General features: G+C 71.3%; 14 protein-coding genes. All 14 read left to right on the top strand.

Translation table 11 applies throughout. The annotated features are described in order from the left end of the window. Window positions 1–77: 77 nt before the first annotated feature. On the top strand, window positions 78–1,808 hold the full coding sequence (locus ABD844_RS41880) for a peptidoglycan D,D-transpeptidase FtsI family protein (RefSeq protein ID WP_486348549.1): 1,731 nt from the start codon (window positions 78–80) through the stop codon (window positions 1,806–1,808). A 40-nt stretch (window positions 1,809–1,848) separates the two neighbouring features. Beyond that, the gene (locus ABD844_RS41885) at window positions 1,849–3,378 is read left to right on the top strand and encodes a UDP-N-acetylmuramoyl-L-alanyl-D-glutamate--2,6-diaminopimelate ligase (RefSeq protein ID WP_344891532.1); all 1,530 of its coding nucleotides are present in this window, start codon (window positions 1,849–1,851) and stop codon (window positions 3,376–3,378) included. Further along, the gene (locus tag ABD844_RS41890; RefSeq protein WP_344891535.1) at window positions 3,378–4,853 is read left to right on the top strand and encodes a UDP-N-acetylmuramoyl-tripeptide--D-alanyl-D-alanine ligase; all 1,476 of its coding nucleotides are present in this window, start codon (window positions 3,378–3,380) and stop codon (window positions 4,851–4,853) included. Before ABD844_RS41885 ends, ABD844_RS41890 begins: the two co-directional genes overlap by 1 nt. Beyond that, window positions 4,850–5,905: a phospho-N-acetylmuramoyl-pentapeptide-transferase gene (gene mraY, locus ABD844_RS41895; protein WP_344891538.1), complete on the top strand. Its 1,056-nt coding sequence runs from the start codon at window positions 4,850–4,852 to the stop codon at window positions 5,903–5,905. The genes ABD844_RS41890 and mraY overlap by 4 nt, the downstream gene beginning before the upstream one ends. Further along, the gene (gene murD, locus ABD844_RS41900) at window positions 5,902–7,278 is read left to right on the top strand and encodes a UDP-N-acetylmuramoyl-L-alanine--D-glutamate ligase (RefSeq protein WP_344891541.1); all 1,377 of its coding nucleotides are present in this window, start codon (window positions 5,902–5,904) and stop codon (window positions 7,276–7,278) included. Before mraY ends, murD begins: the two co-directional genes overlap by 4 nt. Next, on the top strand, window positions 7,262–8,587 hold the full coding sequence (gene ftsW, locus ABD844_RS41905; protein WP_425568741.1) for a putative lipid II flippase FtsW: 1,326 nt from the start codon (window positions 7,262–7,264) through the stop codon (window positions 8,585–8,587). The genes murD and ftsW overlap by 17 nt, the downstream gene beginning before the upstream one ends. A 12-nt stretch (window positions 8,588–8,599) precedes the next feature. Then, the gene (murG, locus tag ABD844_RS41910) at window positions 8,600–9,676 is read left to right on the top strand and encodes an undecaprenyldiphospho-muramoylpentapeptide beta-N-acetylglucosaminyltransferase (RefSeq protein WP_344891545.1); all 1,077 of its coding nucleotides are present in this window, start codon (window positions 8,600–8,602) and stop codon (window positions 9,674–9,676) included. Next, on the top strand, window positions 9,673–11,070 hold the full coding sequence (gene murC / locus ABD844_RS41915; protein WP_344891548.1) for a UDP-N-acetylmuramate--L-alanine ligase: 1,398 nt from the start codon (window positions 9,673–9,675) through the stop codon (window positions 11,068–11,070). The genes murG and murC overlap by 4 nt, the downstream gene beginning before the upstream one ends. A 222-nt stretch (window positions 11,071–11,292) precedes the next feature. Then, window positions 11,293–11,961, top strand: coding sequence for a cell division protein FtsQ/DivIB (locus ABD844_RS41920; RefSeq protein ID WP_344891551.1), 669 nt, complete (start codon window positions 11,293–11,295; stop codon window positions 11,959–11,961). 336 nt (window positions 11,962–12,297) lie between these two features. Continuing rightward, the gene (gene ftsZ, locus ABD844_RS41925; protein ID WP_344891554.1) at window positions 12,298–13,752 is read left to right on the top strand and encodes a cell division protein FtsZ; all 1,455 of its coding nucleotides are present in this window, start codon (window positions 12,298–12,300) and stop codon (window positions 13,750–13,752) included. Between the two features lie 138 nt (window positions 13,753–13,890). Further along, window positions 13,891–14,583, top strand: a complete 693-nt coding sequence (locus tag ABD844_RS41930; RefSeq protein ID WP_344891557.1) for a YggS family pyridoxal phosphate-dependent enzyme — start codon at window positions 13,891–13,893, stop codon at window positions 14,581–14,583. Window positions 14,584–14,721: 138 nt separating this feature from the next. Further along, on the top strand, window positions 14,722–15,222 hold the full coding sequence (locus ABD844_RS41935) for a cell division protein SepF (protein WP_344891560.1): 501 nt from the start codon (window positions 14,722–14,724) through the stop codon (window positions 15,220–15,222). A gap of 80 nt (window positions 15,223–15,302) precedes the next feature. Next, entirely contained in the window at window positions 15,303–15,590 is a 288-nt protein-coding gene (locus tag ABD844_RS41940) for a YggT family protein (RefSeq protein ID WP_344891563.1), read from the top strand. Window positions 15,591–15,695: 105 nt separating this feature from the next. Then, entirely contained in the window at window positions 15,696–16,568 is an 873-nt protein-coding gene (locus tag ABD844_RS41945; protein ID WP_344891566.1) for a DivIVA domain-containing protein, read from the top strand. Window positions 16,569–16,593: the final 25 nt, after the last annotated feature.

The following is a 16,593-nucleotide window of genomic DNA, read 5'->3' on the forward strand; positions in this document are numbered from 1 at the left end:
GCCGTGGCGCGGAGGTGCCGCCGCCACGGGGGCCGCGCCGTCCCCCCACGCCGCCGCGCCCGCCCAGGCCGCCGCTCATGCTGCGGCTGGGCAGCCCGCGCAGGCGCATCAACATCGGCCTCATCGGCATGACGTTCGTCCTGTCGATCTTCGCAGGGCGGCTCATCCAGATGCAGGGCCTCGACTCCAAGGTGTACGAGGAGGCCGCCGCCGTCCAGCGCCGGCAGGTCGAGACGATCCCGGCCAAGCGCGGCTCGATCACCGACGTCAACGGTCATGAGCTGGCCCTCACGGTCGAGGCCCGCGAGGTGTCGATCGACCCGACCAAGGTCCCCGCCTCCGTACGCCAGGAGGTGGCCAAGCTCCTGGCCCAGCAGCTCGGCAAGGACGAGCAGGAGATCGCCGCCAAGCTCGCCAAGACCGGCACCCACTACCAGCTCCTGGCCAGAGACGTCGACCCGGTCGTGGCCACCCGCCTGTTCCAGACCCAGGTGCCCGCGCTGTCGGCGAAGAAGACCTACCGCCGCCTCTACCCGGCGGGCGACCTGGCGGGCAGCCTCATCGGGTTCGTCGGCGACGAGGGCAACGGCCTGGGCGGCATGGAGCAGGCGAAGAACTCGGTGCTGGCCGGCCGCGACGGCGAGCAGCGCGTCGAGACCGGCCGCGACGGCCAGCGCATCCCGATGACCAGCAGCCAGCGCACCGCCCCCGTCGACGGGCAGGACGTGCGGCTGACCATCGACCGCGACATCCAGTGGGCCGCCCAGCAGTCGATCGCCGACCAGGTACGCGAGGCCGGGGCCGACAGCGGCACCGTGATCGTCATGGACGTGCGGACGGCCCAGATCGTCGCCATGGCCAACGCGCCGGAACTCGACCTGAACAACTGGCGCAAGGCCCCGGCGTCGAGCTACGTCAACAAGGCCGCCGCCGACGTCTTCGAGCCCGGCAGCACCAACAAGGTGATCACCGCCGCCGCCGCGCTGGAGGCCAAGGCGGTCACGCCCGACACGGTGTACCGGGTGCCCGACCGGATCAAGTGCGCCGACCAGGTGCTGCGCGACGCCCACGCGCACGAGGTGGAGGCGATGACGTTCCGCCAGGCCATGGCGCAGTCCAGCAACGTGGCCACGGTGATGGCGGCGCGCAAGATCGGCAGCGAGAAGCTGTACGGGATGCTGAAGGCGTTCGGCTTCGGCACCACGCCCGGCGGCGGCGTGCCCAGCGCCGAGGCGGGTCTGCTGCCCGACTACCGCAAGTGGTCCGGCAGCCAGAACTGCACGGTCGCCTACGGGCAGGGCGTCTCGGTGACCGCGCTGCAGATGGCCAGCGTCTACCAGACGATCGCCAACGGCGGCGTCAAGATCGAGCCGCGGATCGTGGCGGGCACCACCGACGCGACGGGCAGGTTCGTTCCCGCTCCCGCCGGTAAGCAGACCAGGGTGGTGAGTGAGACGACGGCCAAGGAGATCACGACGATGCTGGAGAGCGCGGTGGGCGAGGAGGGCACGGGCCAGCTCGCCGCCATCGACGGATACCGGGTGGCGGGCAAGACGGGCACGGCCAACCGCTACGATGCGGAGCTGGGCCGATACCAGGGCTACACTGCCTCGTTCGTCGGGTTCGCGCCGGCCGACCAGCCCCGGCTGGTGGTGCTCTCGGTGTTGCAGAACCCGAAGAACGGCCACTTCGGCGGACAGTTGGCGGCCCCCGTGTTCAAGGATGTGATGACGTTCGCCATCAAGAGCAAGAAGATTCCTCCCACAGGCTCCGCCGCGCCGCCGGTGCGTGCGCGCGCGGGACAGTGACCAGGGAAGGTACGCTCTCGCCGTGCGTCCCCCGTCGTCTATGCGTCCCACGACCAGCCCGCCTCGCCCGCTGACCGGGCTGGCGACCATGCTCGATGCCGATTCTGGCACGTCGCGGTCACCTCACGCCGCCCTGACCGGCGTCACCATCGACTCCCGCAACGTCCGGCGCGGCGACCTCTACGTCGCCCTGCCCGGCAAGCAGGTGCACGGCGCCGAGTTCGCCGCCGACGCGCTGGCGAGCGGGGCCGTGGCCGTGCTCACCGACCGCGCCGGTCGCGACGCGGCCGTCGCCACCGGGCTGCCCGTGCTCATCGTGCCCGACCCGCGCGCCCTGCTCGGACCGATCTCCTCCTGGGTGTACGGCCAGCCGGCCCACGACATCCAGGTCATCGGCGTCACCGGCACCAGCGGCAAGTCCACGACCACGTTCATGATCGAGGCCGGGCTGAAGGCCGCCGGGCACCGGGCGGGCCTGGTCGGCGGCGTCGAGATCCACGCGGGCGAGCTGCGCTTCCAGCCCACGCTCACCACTCCGGAGGCGTCGGAGCTGCACGGCCTGTTCGCGCTGATGCGCGAGGAGGGCGTCACGGCGGCCGCCATGGAGGTCTCCAGCCACGCGCTCGCGCTCGGCAGGATCGACGGCGTCTTCTACGACGTCGCCTTGTTCACGAACCTGTCGCAGGACCACCTCGACTTCCACAAGGACTTCGACGACTACTTCGCGACCAAGGTGAAGCTGTTCCAGCCCGAGCTGAGCCGCGTCGGCGTGACGAACATCGACGACCGCTACGGGCGTGAGCTGCTCCATCTGGCGAAGGTGCCGATGACCAGGTTCTCGGCGTTGGGCGACCCGGAGGCCGAGTGGCGGGCGCTGGACGCCCGGCTCGGCGCCGACGGCAGCGCGTTCAGGATCGTCGGGCCCGGCGGGGTCGAGGCCGACGCGCAGATCGCGCTGCCCGGCCCGTTCAACGTGGCCAACGCGCTCGGGGCCGTCGTGACGCTCGTCGAGGCCGGGGTGCCGCTGCAGGCGGCGGTGCACGGCGTGGGCACGCTGACCGGTGTGCCCGGGCGCATGCAGCGCGTCACGGCCGCCGGCGACGACTTCCAGGCCGTCGTCGACTACTCGCACAAGCCGGGCGCCGTGGAGTCGGTGCTGCGCTCGCTGCGGTCGGTCACGGCCGGGACGCTGACGATCGTGCTCGGCTGCGGCGGTGACCGCGACAAGGGCAAACGACCCATCATGGGGGAAATCTCCACCCAACTGGCGGATGTGGCCATTTTCACCAGCGACAATCCGCGTTCGGAGGATCCGCTGGCCATCCTCGCGACGATGATGGAGGGAGCGCTCCGCGTTCCGCAGCACGACCGCGCTCATGTGATCATTGAGCCCGACCGCGCGGCCGCCATCGGCCTGGCGATCGCCCGTGCCGGACGCGGCGACGTGATCGTCGTAGCGGGCAAGGGTCACGAGCAGGGCCAGTACGTTTCAGGCGAGGTGATCCCCTTCGACGACCGCGAAGTGGTCGCCGAAGCGATCGACGCACGTAAGGAAAGCAGGAAGCACTAATGATCCCGTTGCCTCTGGCCAGGATCGCCGAGATAACCTCGGGCGCCCTGTCGGGGATGGCAGATCCCCGTGCGGTGGTGCGCGGGCCCGTTGTGATCGACTCGCGGGCCGTAGAACCGGGATCCCTGTTCGTCGCCGTCAAGGGCGCGCGGGTCGACGGTCATGACTTCGCCGCGCAGGCCGTACGGGCCGGAGCCGTCGCCGTGCTGGCCGGCCGGCCGGTCGAAGGGCCCGCGGTGATCGTCCCCGACACCGCCGCCGCGCTGGCCGAGCTGGCCGCCGCGCAGGCCCGTACGCTGACCGCGGTCACCGTGATCGGCGTGACCGGCTCGGCGGGAAAGACCGGCACCAAAGACCTGCTGGCCCGGCTCACCGGCCGGATCGGCACCACCATCGCCCCCGTCGGCAGCTTCAACAACGAGCTCGGCCATCCCCTGACCGTGCTGCGGGCCGACCTCGACACCCGCTACATGGTGCTGGAGCTGGCCGCCCGCAACATCGGCCACATCAAGGACCTGACCCGCATCGCGCCGCCCCAGATCGGCGTGGTGCTCAACGTAGGCACCGCGCACCTGGGGGTGTTCGGCGGCAAGGAGGCCATCGCCAAGGCCAAGGGCGAGCTGGTGGAGTCGCTGCCGCGCTCGGGCGTGGCCGTGCTCAACGCCGACGACCCGCTGGTGCGCGGGATGGCCTCGCGCACGGAGGCGCGGGTCACGTACTTCGGGCAGAGCGAGCAGGCGGCGATCAGGGCCGAGGGCGTCGTGATGGACGCCAGGGGCCGGGCCTCGTTCACGCTGCGCACGCCCTCGGGTGCCGCGCACGTGTCGCTCAAGCTGTACGGCGCGCACGCGGTCGAGAACGCGCTGGCCGCCGCGGCGGCCGGCTACGAGCTGGGCCTGCCGGTGGCCACGATCGCCGAGGAGCTGTCGGAGGCCACCCCGGCCAGCCGCTGGCGCATGGAGGTCACCGACCGGGCCGACGGCGTGACCGTGGTCAACGACGCCTACAACGCCAACCCCGACTCCATGCGGGCCGCCTTCCAGGCGTTCGAGGTGCTCGGGCGGGGGCGGCGGCGCTTCGCCGTCATCGCGGCGCTGCGGGAGCTGGGCGAGGAGGGGCCCGCGCTCAACGCCGAGCTGGGGCGCATGGCGGGCGCGGCCGGGCTGGCCGTCCTCGTCGTGGCCGGGCCCGACGCCCAGCACGTGCTGGCAGGAGCCCACGAGTCCGTCCAGGGGGCCGCCCAGGCGGGCCGCACGGCCCACGCCCCACCCGCGCAGGGAACACCGCCCCCAGGCACCCAGAGGGCCGCGTACCACGGGCAGCCGACGCGGATCGTCCACGTGCCCGACGCCGAGGCGGCGGCGGCCGAGCTGGTCGGGTGGCTGCGGGCCGGTGACGCGGTGCTGATCAAGGGGCCCAGGGTCATGGGCCTGGAGCGTACGGCCGAGCTGGTGCTCGGAGGTGCCCCCCAGTGACCAACATCATCGTCGCCGGTGCGGTGGGCCTGATCCTCTCGATGCTGGGCACCCCGCTGGCGATCCGGCTGTTCTCGCGGCGTGGCATCGGCCAGGAGGTCCGCGAGGAGGGCCCGCAGCACCAGGGCAAGCGCGGCACCCCCACCATGGGCGGCACGGTCTTCGTGCTGGCCTCCCTGCTCGCCTACGGCGCCTCCCACCTGGTCATGCTCGAACCCCCCACGGTGTCGGGCGGACTGGTGCTGTTCCTGATGACGGGGCTCGCCGCGGTCGGGTTCATCGACGACTTCATCAAGATCTACAAGCAGCGCAGCCTCGGCCTGCGCAGCGGCGCCAAGGCGCTCGGCCAGCTCATCGTCGGCGCCGTCTTCGCCTTCCTCGTCGTACGCCAGCCCAACGTGTACGGCATCACCCCCGCCGAGACCCGCCTGTCGTTCCTGCGCGACTTCGGCCCCTCGATCGGCATGATCGGCTTCACGATCTGGGTCCTCATCATGATCGTCGGGTTCTCCAACGCGGTGAACCTCACCGACGGCCTCGACGGCCTGGCCAGCGGCGCGACCGGCGTCGTGCTGGCCGCGTACGTGCTGATCGGCAACTGGCAGCTCCGCAACAACTGCATCGACCAGCTCGGCCCCAACTGCTACTGGGTACGCGACCCGCTCGACCTCGCCGTGGTGGCCGCCGCCGTGCTGGGGGCGCTCATCGGGTTCCTGTGGTGGAACGCCCCGCCCGCCCGCATCTTCATGGGCGACACCGGCTCGCTGGCCCTGGGCGGCGTGCTGGCCGGGCTGGCCATCGCCACCCGTACGCAGCTCCTGCTGATCATCCTGGCCGGTCTGTGCGTGGTCATCACGCTGTCGGTCATCATCCAGGTCGGTTCCTTCAAGCTGACCGGGAAACGCGTGTTCCGCATGGCGCCCCTGCAGCACCACTTCGAGCTCAAGGGCTGGGCGGAGACCACGATCGTGGTCCGCTTCTGGCTGATCGCGATGTTGTGCGCGGCGCTCGGCCTCGGCCTGTTCTACGTCGAATGGATGCCCAGGCCATGAACCTCACGTGTGTGGCCGGGCTCGGCGTGTCCGGCACCGCGGTGGCCAGGGTGCTGGCCGCGCGGGGCGAGCGGGTCGTGGTCGTCGAGGCCGTGGAGGGCGAGCGGCAGCTCGCCGCCGCGGCCGAGCTGGCCAGGGTGGGCGTCGAGACCCGCTTCGGGGAGCCGGCGCTGCCCGAGGGTGCGACGCGACTGGTCACCACGGGGTGGGCGCCGCACCACCCGCTCGTCGCCGCCGCGCTGCGGGCCGGGGTCGAGGTCGTCGGCGAGGTGGAGCTGGCCTGGCGGCTGCGTCCCGCCCAGGCGGCGCCCTGGCTGGCGCTGACCGGCACCAACGGCAAGACCACCGCCGTACGCATGCTCACCTCGATCCTGCTGGCCGCCGGGCGCAAGGCCGTGGCGGTGGGGAACGTTGGCGTGCCGGTCGTCCAGGCCGTCGCCGAGCCGTACGACGCGCTGGCCGTCGAGCTGTCCAGCTTCCAGCTCCACTGGTCGGCCACGCTGGCCCCGCACGCCGCGGCCGTGCTGAACGTGGCCCCCGACCACCTCGACTGGCACGGCTCGATGGAGGAGTACGCCGCGGCGAAGGGCCGCGTCTTCGAACGCGCCGGCACGGTGATCTTCAACGCCGACGACCCCGAGGCCACCCGGCTGGCCGCCCCCTACCCGGGCGCCGTCGGGTTCACGCTGCGGGTGCCCCGGCGGGGCGAGCTGGGCGTGGTGGAGGACCTGCTGGTCGACCGGGCGTTCGTGGCCGACCCGGTCGAGGCGGCCGAAGAGCTGGCGACCTTGGAGGACATACGCCCCTTCGCCCCGCACAACGTGGCCAACGCATTGGCCGCCGCCGCCCTGGCCCGCTCGCTCGGGGTGCCGTCGGAGGCCGTGCGGCAGGGGTTGCGCGACTTCGTGCCCGACCCGCACCGGCTGGCCCACGTCGACCGGATCGGCGAGGTCGACTACATCGACGACTCCAAGGCCACCAATCCACACGCCGCCGCCGCGGCGCTGGCGTCGTACCCGTCGGTGGTGTGGGTGGCGGGCGGCCTGCTCAAGGGCGCCGACGTCGACGAGCTGGTACGCCAGGCCGCCCCCCGGCTGCGCGGAGCGGTGCTGCTCGGCGCCGACCGCGCGCGGATCGCCGAAGCCATCGCGCGACACGCGCCGAATGTCCCCCTGGTGGACATCGCGGATCGGGACACTGGTGCGATGGAAAAGGTCGTCACCGAAGCCGCCCGGCTGGCATCGCCAGGAGACACGGTGCTGCTCTCCCCGGCGGGGGCTTCCCTGGACATGTTCGCCAACTATCCGGCGCGGGGGGAGGCCTTCGCGCGCGCCGTACGCGGGTTGAGGGCGCGGCGTGAGCACGGTCGATGAGGAGCGGGAGCGGCCCGCCCCGGAGCGGGAGCGACCCGCTGCGGAGCGGGAGCGACCCGCTGCGCAGGAGGGCCCGGGAAGCTGGGCGCGCGAGCAGCTCGGCGCGCTGAAGGAGCTGCTCGACAAGCCGCTCACCACCTACTACCTGATCATCATGTGCAGCGCGCTGCTGCTCGCGCTCGGGCTGATGATGGTGCTGTCGGCCTCCAGCATCGAGGCGCTGGAGTTGACCGGCAGCCCGTTCACGTGGTTCATCAAGCAGTCGTTGTCGGCCGCGATCGGCGTGCCGGTGATGTACCTGTGCTCGCGGCTGCCGGTCAGGTTCTTCCGCTGGGCCGGCTACCCGCTGATGGCGCTGTCGATCATCGCGCTGGTCATGGTGCTGTTCATCGGCTCGTCCGAGCTGGGCGCGCAGCGGTGGATCTACATCGGCCCGCTGACCGTCCAGCCGTCCGAGCCGGCCAAGCTCGGGCTGGTGCTGTGGGGGGCCGACCTGCTGGCCAGGCGGGCGCGGCAGGGCCGCATCGAGTGGCGGCAGATGCTGATCCCGCTCATGCCCGGCACCGCGATCCTGGCCGTCATGGTCATGCTGGGGCGCGACCTGGGCACGACGCTGGTACTCTTTTTGATCTTCCTGTCACTGCTGTGGGTGGTGGGAGCGCCGGTCAAGCTGTTCGGTGGCGTCATGGCGCTGGCGGTGCTCGCCGCGGTCATCATGATCAAGGTGGAGCCGTACCGGATGGCGCGCATCGGCGCGTTCCTCAACCCGTGGGCCGACGCCCAGGGCGCCGGCTACCAAGCCGTGCAGGGGCAGATCGCCATGGGCTCGGGAAGCTGGTTCGGGCTCGGGCTCGGCAGCAGCCGGCAGAAGTGGAGCTGGCTGCCGCACGGTGAGAGCGACTTCATCTTCGCCATCGTCGGCGAGGAACTGGGGCTGATGGGCACGCTGATGGTGGTCGCGCTGTTCGGCCTGCTCGGCTATGCCGGGCTGCGGGTGGCCGTACGCGTCAGCGACCCCTTCATCAGGCTCGCCGCCGCATCCATGGTGGCCTGGATCGTGGGCCAGGCCACCGTCAACATGGGGGCCGTGCTCGGCGTGTTGCCGATCACCGGCATCCCACTCCCGCTGGTCTCGTACGGCGGGTCCGCGCTGCTGCCCACGCTCGCCGCGCTCGGCATGCTGTTGTCGTTCGCCAAACGCGAGCCCGGCGCGCGGGAGGCCTTGGCCGCTCGTGGCCCCGGACCGGCCGCCCGGGCCCTAAGCTGGCTTGGCCTGGGACGTACGACCAGAGGCCGAGTGACACGTTAGGGAGTGACCGAGATGAGGGTGGTCCTCGCCGGTGGGGGGACGGCCGGGCACATCGAGCCCGCGCTCGCCCTTGCGGACGCGCTGCGCCATCTTGACCGGAGCGTCGGCATCACCTGTATGGGCACGGATCGCGGCATGGAGTCGCGGCTCGTGCCGGCCAGGGGCTACGAGCTGGAGCTGGTGCCGGCCGTGCCGTTGCCCAGGGCGATCACCCCGAGCCTGCTCACGGTGCCGGGCAGGCTGGCCGGGGCGATCAACGCGGCCGTGGGCATACTCGACCGGGTCAGGGCAGACGTCCTGGTCGGCTTCGGCGGCTACGTCGCGACGCCCGCCTACCTGGCCGCCAAGCGGCGCGGTGTGCCGATCGTCGTGCACGAGGCCAATCCGCGCCCCGGGCTGGCCAACCGGCTGGGCGCCAGGCTGACCGACCACGTCTTCAGCGGCTTCCCCGGGCCCGTGCTGCCCAAGGCCGAGTACATCGGCACGCCGCTGCGCCGCGACATCGTCACGCTCGACCGGCTGTCCATGGGCGACAAGGCCCGCTCCTGGTTCGGGCTGGAGAACGACCGGCCGACGCTGCTGGTGTTCGGCGGCTCGCAGGGCGCCAGGTCGATCAACGACGCCGCGATCGCCGCCGCGCCCGCGCTGCGCCAGGCCGGGGTGCAGGTGCTGCACGTGGTGGGCCCGAAGAACACCGTCGAGCAGGAGCCGCCGCCCGGCGACCCGCAGTACGTCCTGCTGCCCTACGTCGACCGCATGGACCTCGCCTACGCCGCCGCCGACCTGGCCCTGTGCCGCGGCGGCGCGCTGACCTGCGCGGAGCTGACCGCGGTCGGGCTGCCCGCCGCGTACGTGCCGCTGCCCAACGGCACCGGCGAGCAGCGCGTCAACGCCGACCGCATCGTCGCGGGCGGCGGCGGCCTGGTGGTCGACGACGCCGAGCTGTCAGCCGAGTGGATCATCCGCTACGTGCTGCCGATCCTCCGCGACCCCGAGCGGGTCGCCGTCATGTCGGAGGCCGCCTCCCGGCTGGGGAGGAAGGACGCCGATATCATGCTCGCCAGGAAGGTCTTGGAGATAGCCCGATGAGTCTCGTCAAGCTGGTCGATCCCGTCGCCGTCGAAGAGCTGGGGCGGGTGCACTTCATCGGCATCGGCGGCGCCGGCATGTCGGGCATCGCCCGCATCCTGCTCAAGCGCGGCGTACGCGTGACCGGCAGCGACGCGCGCAGCTCCGAGCTGATCACCGAGTTGCGCGAGCTGGGCGCGACCGTGCAGATCGGGCACGCCGCCTCCCACATCAGAGACGTCGACACCGTGGTCGTCTCCACCGCCATCCGCGACTCCAACCCCGAGCTGGGCGAGGCGCTCAAGCAGGGCCTGCGGATCATCCCGCGGGCCGCCGCGCTGGCCTCCCTCATGGCCGGGCGCACCGCGGTCGCCATCGCGGGCACCCACGGCAAGACCAGCACCACCTCGATGCTCACCGTGGCGCTGCAGAAGTGCGGCGCCGACCCGTCCTACTGCGTGGGCGGCCAGCTCGTCACCACCGGCCTCGGGGCCGACGACGGGCAGGGCCGGGTGTTCGTGGCCGAGGCCGACGAGAGCGACGGCTCCTTCCTCATGCTCGCCCCCGACATCGCCGTGGTGACCAACGTCGAGGCCGACCACCTCGACAACTACGGCGACCCGCGGGCGGTGCACGACAGCTTCGCCAGGTTCGCCGAGCGGGTCGGCTCGCTGCTGATCGTCTGCGCCGACGACCCGGGCTCGGCCGACCTGGCGCGGCGGGCCGGGGAGCTGGGGCTGCGGGTCAAGTCCTACGGCCTCAGCGGTGACGACTACCGGGTGCGCGACGTCCGGCCCGACGGGTTCGGCACCGTGTTCGCGATCGAGGGCAGGGGAGAGGTACGCCTGGCCGTTCCCGGGGCCCACAACGCGCTCAACGCCACCGCGGTGATCGCCGTGGCCGATGAGCTGGGGCTGCCGTTCGAGGAGATCAGGCAGGGCCTGGGCGCCTTCACCGGGGCCAAGCGGCGCTTCGAGGCCAAGGGGGAGGCGGGCGGCATCGCGGTCTTCGACAGCTACGCCCACCACCCCACCGAGCTGGCCGCCGACCTGCGGGCCGCGCGTGACGTGGTCGCGTCCTATTCGGGCACGGGGCGGGTGATCGCGGTCTTCCAGCCGCACCTCTACTCGCGCACGCGGTACTTCGCCGACGAGTTCGGTGCGGCGCTCGGGCTGGCCGACGAGGCCATCGTGCTCGACGTCTACGGAGCCAGGGAGGACCCGGAGCCCGGGGTGTCCGGGGCGATGGTGGCGGGGCGGGTGCCGCTGCCGCCCGAGCGGGTGGCGTACGCGCCCGACCGGTCGTCGGTGCCCGGCCTGGTGGCGGAGCGGGCGCGGCCGGGGGACATCGTGCTCACCATGGGCGCGGGCGACGTGACGGAGCTGGGCCCGCAGATCGTCGCCCGGCTCTCCTGACGTTCCCCGGATCAGCCTCCGGGATCGGCCCTCGGGATCGGCCCGGTGCCGGGCGCACGCTGATCCCCGGTGGAAGGCTCCTGTCCCGTGGGGCGGATCGGCCGGTGTGCCAGGGGATCCCGGCCGTCCGGGCGCGGGCGCGTTTGGGCGTGGCGCGCGGGCGCCGGGGCCCGGTCGGCGTAGGTTCGGTGCCTACACGAGCCGCATTCTGGTGGGAGGGCGATGAAGGCGCGCACGGCGTTCCTGGTGTTGCTGACGGCGGGGGTGGTGGGGTCGGCCGCGTGGCTGGTGTTCTTCTCGCCCGTGCTGGGGGTCCGTTCGATCGAGATCGTGGGAAATCTCACAGTGCCGAGCGAGCGGATCGAGCAGCAGGCCGGCGTGGCGGACCTGCACCCCCTCGCCACCGTGAACCTGGCCGACGTCGAGAGCCGCGTCCTGGGCATCAGACAGCTCGCCACCGCCAAGGTGGACCGGGTCTGGCCCGGCACGCTCAAGATCGAGGTGGTCGAGCGCGAGCCGGTCGCCGCGATCCCGGCGGGCGGCAAGATGGCGATCGTCGACGGGCAGGGCGTGGTGATCGAGCTGGAGTCCGCGGCCCCGCCCATGCTGCCGGTGCTGAGGGTCGACCGCCCGGTCCAGAACGATCCGGCCATGATGGCCGCGCTCAAGGTCATCCAGGCGGTGCCGAGCGAGGTGGCGGGCAAGGTCAGGCAGGTGCGCGCGGGCACGGCCGAGGGCGTGACGCTGGAGCTGTCGGACGGCCGTACCGTCATCTGGGGCGGCACCGACCGGCCGGAGGAGAAGGGCCGCATCCTCAGCTCGCTGCTCAAGAAAGAAAAAGCGGTCACCCTGTACGACGTCAGTTCCCCCGACGTGGTGACCCTGAAGTGATCGTGATCGTCAGGGTCTGGCAACCCCGGGGCAAGAGCATGGCCCAGCCTGTGCGAGGTGGGGCTCCCGGCGTGAGAGCCTGTAAGCCGGACTTTCGGCAGTGGAGGGCCGCGACCAGGCGCGACCGCGGAGCGAAACGGACAGCCCGCGACACGCCGGACGTGCTTGCGGCGCGGTTAGTTGACCCGCCTGGAGCGTAACTCCTACTGTCCGTATCAATCCTCAGGTTGACATAAATCTAAATCTCAACCTGAGGTTGAGAGTTACCCGAACTGACAAAAAGCGGAGACAATCCGCACCGAAATGGCAAGTCAACGAGCGGAAAGGCCCCTCGTCGTGGCAGCACCGCAGAACTACCTCGCGGTCATCAAGGTCGTCGGCATCGGCGGCGGCGGAGTTAACGCCGTCAACCGGATGATCGAAGAGGGACTCAAGGGCGTCGAGTTCATCGCGATAAACACCGACGCCCAGGCGCTGCTGATGAGTGACGCCGATGTGAAACTCGACGTGGGCCGCGAGCTCACGCGCGGACTGGGCGCGGGCGCCAACCCCGATGTCGGCCGCAAGGCGGCCGAGGACCACCGTGAGGAGATCGAGGAGGTCCTCAAGGGGGCCGACATGGTCTTCGTCACGGCGGGCGAGGGCGGTGGCACGGGCACGGGCGGCGCCCCCGTCGTGGCCAACATCGCCAGGTCGCTGGGCGCGCTCACCATCGGCGTGGTGACCAGGCCGTTCAGCTTTGAGGGCCGGCGCAGGGCGTCGCAGGCCGAGGCGGGCATCGAGACGCTGCGCGACGAGGTCGACACGCTGATCGTGATCCCCAACGACCGGCTGCTGTCGATCTCGGACCGCCAGGTGAGCGTGCTCGACGCGTTCAAGGCGGCCGACCAGGTGCTGCTGTCGGGCGTCCAGGGCATCACCGACCTGATCACCACTCCCGGCCTGATCAACCTCGACTTCGCCGACGTCAAGTCGGTCATGTCGGGTGCCGGTTCCGCCCTCATGGGCATCGGCCACGCGCGCGGCGACGACCGTTCGGTGGCGGCGGCCGAGATGGCCGTCTCCAGCCCGCTGCTGGAGGCCAGCATCGACGGCGCCCACGGCGTGCTGCTGTCGATCGCGGGCGGCTCCGACCTCGGCCTGTTCGAGATCAACGAGGCGGCCCAGCTCGTGTCCATGGCCGCCGCGCCCGACGCCAACATCATCTTCGGCACGGTCATCGACGACGCGCTCGGCGACGAGGTGCGGGTGACGGTGATCGCGGCCGGCTTCGACGACGTGCCGGGTCCGGCGGAGAAACAACTGCCCCGCCCGGCGGGCCGTCCCGCCGCCCAGCCCGCCGCGCCGCCCGTATCGTCTCCTGCGCGGCCGAGCGTGTCGTCCCCGAGCGTGAAGTCCGAGGCGTCCGCGCTGCGCCCTGAGCCGCGCGCTGAGGTGCGTCCTGAGGCCCGTGGCGACTTCCGCCCCGAGCCGCGCGCCGAGTTCAGGCCCGAGCCGCGTACGGAGTTCAGGCCGGAGCCGCGCCCCGAACCCAGGCCCGAGCCGGTGCGCCCGGTGGAGCCGGTGCAGGCCGCGGCGCAGGACTCGCTGCGTGACCCGGCGCGCGATTCGAGGTCCGACGACGAGTCCGCGGACGAGCCGTCCGGCCCCGTCTCGATCCCTCGGCCCGCGCCCGAGCCCGCCAACCCGCCCACGCCCATCACCTCCCGCATGTCGGAGCCCGCCAAACGTCCTCGGGTGATCTTCGAGGAGCAGGAAGAGGAACTCGACGTTCCCGACTTCCTCAAGTAGCCGGCAAAGAGCCGTCCGCCTGACGCCGCTCCCCGCTGCGACGCGGGAGCGGCGCCGTCGTGTACGTACGGCCGTCAGCGGAGGAAGTCCGCAAGCAGGCAGGCGAAGGCGACCCGCGGGCAGGAAGGGGAGGGGCACGTGAGAAGTGACGAGATCGCGGCCGGTCTCGCCGAGGTCGACGCGCGCATCGCCGAGGCGTGCCGCGCGGTGGGGCGCGACCGGGGCGAGGTCACGCTGATCGCCGTCACCAAGACGCGGCCCGCCGACGACGTGCGCATCCTGGCGGACCTGGGCGTGCGCGACGTCGGCGAGAACCGCGACCAGGAGGCCGCACCCAAGGCCCTCGAACTCGCCGAGCTGCCCCTGACCTGGCACTTCGTCGGCCAGTTGCAGACCAACAAGGTCCGCTCCGTCGTCGGGTACGCCGACGTGATCCACTCGGTCGACCGGCTCAGGCTGGTGGAGGCGATCAGCAAGGAGGCCGTCCGCGAGGGCCGCGACGTCGGCTGCCTGCTGCAGGTGGCGCTCGACGACGACCCGGCCAGGGGCGGCGTGCGCCCCGCCGACCTGCTCGCGCTCGCCGACGAGGTCGCGCTGGCCGAAGGGGTGTGGCTGGGCGGCGTCATGGCGGTGGCGCCGCTGGGCGAGGAGCCGGCCAAGGCGTTCGCCCGGCTGCGGGATCTGGCGGTGAGCCTCCAGGAACAGCACCCGCGGGCCACGATGGTCTCGGCGGGCATGAGCGGGGATCTCGCGGAGGCCATCGCGTACGGCGCGACACACGTGCGGGTCGGTACGGCGTTGCTCGGTCGTCGCAAGCCCTTCGTCAGGTAATGTCCCCTCAAGTGGGTCTTCAGGCCCGCGACCAAGTAGAGGTCGATCAGCGGTGAGCTCCAGGGGGGTACGCCAGCCGCCTCGGACACGGCGACGGGCCCGAGCGAGTGCGACCATGAGCAGGAGGACGACGTAGCGATGGCCGGCGCGATGCGCAAGATGGCGGTCTACCTCGGTCTCGTGGAGGACGACCGCTACGAGAGGTACGAGACCTACACCGACGACTACACCTACGAGGACGAGGTGCAGCGCGGCGGCGAGGAGCGTGCCGTGGCGGTCCAGGACCGCGACGACGAACCCGAGGCAGGGGTCCCCGCGCCCAGGCCCGCCACGACGATCCTGGAACGCCGCACGACCGATCTGGCCCGCATCACCACCCTGCACCCCCGCACGTACAACGAGGCGCGTACCATCGGTGAGCACTTCCGTGACGGCACCCCGGTCATCATGAACCTGACCGAGATGGTCGACAGCGACGCCAAGAGGCTGGTCGATTTCGCGGCAGGTCTGGTCTTCGGCCTACATGGCAGCATTGAACGTGTTACCAACAAGGTGTTCCTGTTGTCCCCCGCCAATGTCGAGGTGACCGCCGAAGACAAGGCTCGAATCGCGGAACGCGGATTCTTCAACCAGAGTTAGAGTCTCTGTATGCCTATCGGAAGCAACCCGGTCTCCCCAAGACCGGGTGGGCACATCAGAAGTGGAGGCGCGGCCGGGCCGTGGAGATCGTCAGTGGGATCTTGGTCGTTGTCCTGTCTCTCTATCTGGTGCTGCTCATCGGCAGGATGATCTTCGAGACGGTGCAGGCTTTCGCCCACCATTGGCGGCCTACGGGCGTCGTCCTGGTGCTGGCGGAGGCCATATACACCGCAACCGACCCGCCCCTCAAGTTCCTCCGCCGTTTCATTCCTCCGCTCCGGTTGGGTACGGTGGCCTTTGACCTAAGCTTCACTGTCCTGTTCATCGTGGTCCTGATCTTGATCCAGTTCGCCGGATGGCTGCGATGAACCGGGCCGGTGGGGCACCGGTCATGATCCAACTCGTGTCCGCGCTGAAGTGATTCGGGTTACCGTCCTCCGGACAGACTCCAAGCGCGCCAAGGAGACCAAAAAATGCCGCTGACGCCCGCTGATGTGCGGAACAAGCAGTTCAGTACCACCCGGCTGCGGCCGGGCTACGACGAGGAAGAGGTCGACGCCTTCCTCGACGAGGTGGAGGCTGAGCTCGACCGCCTGATCCAAGAGAACGAGGAGCTCCGCGCCAAGCTGGCCGAGTGCCTGCGCGGGAAGGTGCCGGGCGGCATGAACATGCCCATGGCCTCCGCCCCGGTCCAGGAGCAGCCCAAGCCGGAGATGATGGCGCCGCCGCAGCCGGAGCCCATGCGGGCGCCCGAGCCGCCGCCGGTGCAGCAGCCGCCGGTCCCCGTGGCCATGAGCATGCCTCCCCCCGAGGACAACATGGACACCGCGGCCCGCGTGCTCGCGCTCGCCCAGCAGACCGCCGACCAGGCGATCGCCGACGCCCGCCGGGAGGCGGACGAGACGGTGACCCGCGCCCGGCGCGAGGCCGACGAGATCCTCACCAAGGCCCGCCGTCAGGCCGAGCAGGTCATCGGCGACGCCCGCGCCCGCGCGGAGACGCTCGAGCGCGACGCCCAGGAGCGGCACCGCCAGGCGATGGGCTCGCTGGTGCAGACCCGCGACGAGCTCGAGCGCAAGGTGGAGGAGCTGCGCAGCTTCGAACGCGAATACCGCAGCCGCCTCAAGCTCTACCTGGAGAACCAGCTCGCCGAGCTCAACGTCTCCGCCGAGGGCAGCGGTGGCTTCCCGGTGATGTCCGGTGGCCCGCAGGGTCAGGCTCCCGCCATGTCGCACGCCGTCCCCCAGGGTCAGCCGCCCCTTCCGGGTGGTCCCAACCCGTTCGGCAACGAGGCTCCGCAGGGCATCTTCCCCGGAGTTGACGGTCCGCACAACGACCGCCGGTAAAATAGCGCGTCGCTAGGCTAGGACC

Source organism: Nonomuraea antimicrobica (assembly GCF_039536965.1).
GTDB lineage: Bacteria > Actinomycetota > Actinomycetes > Streptosporangiales > Streptosporangiaceae > Nonomuraea > Nonomuraea antimicrobica.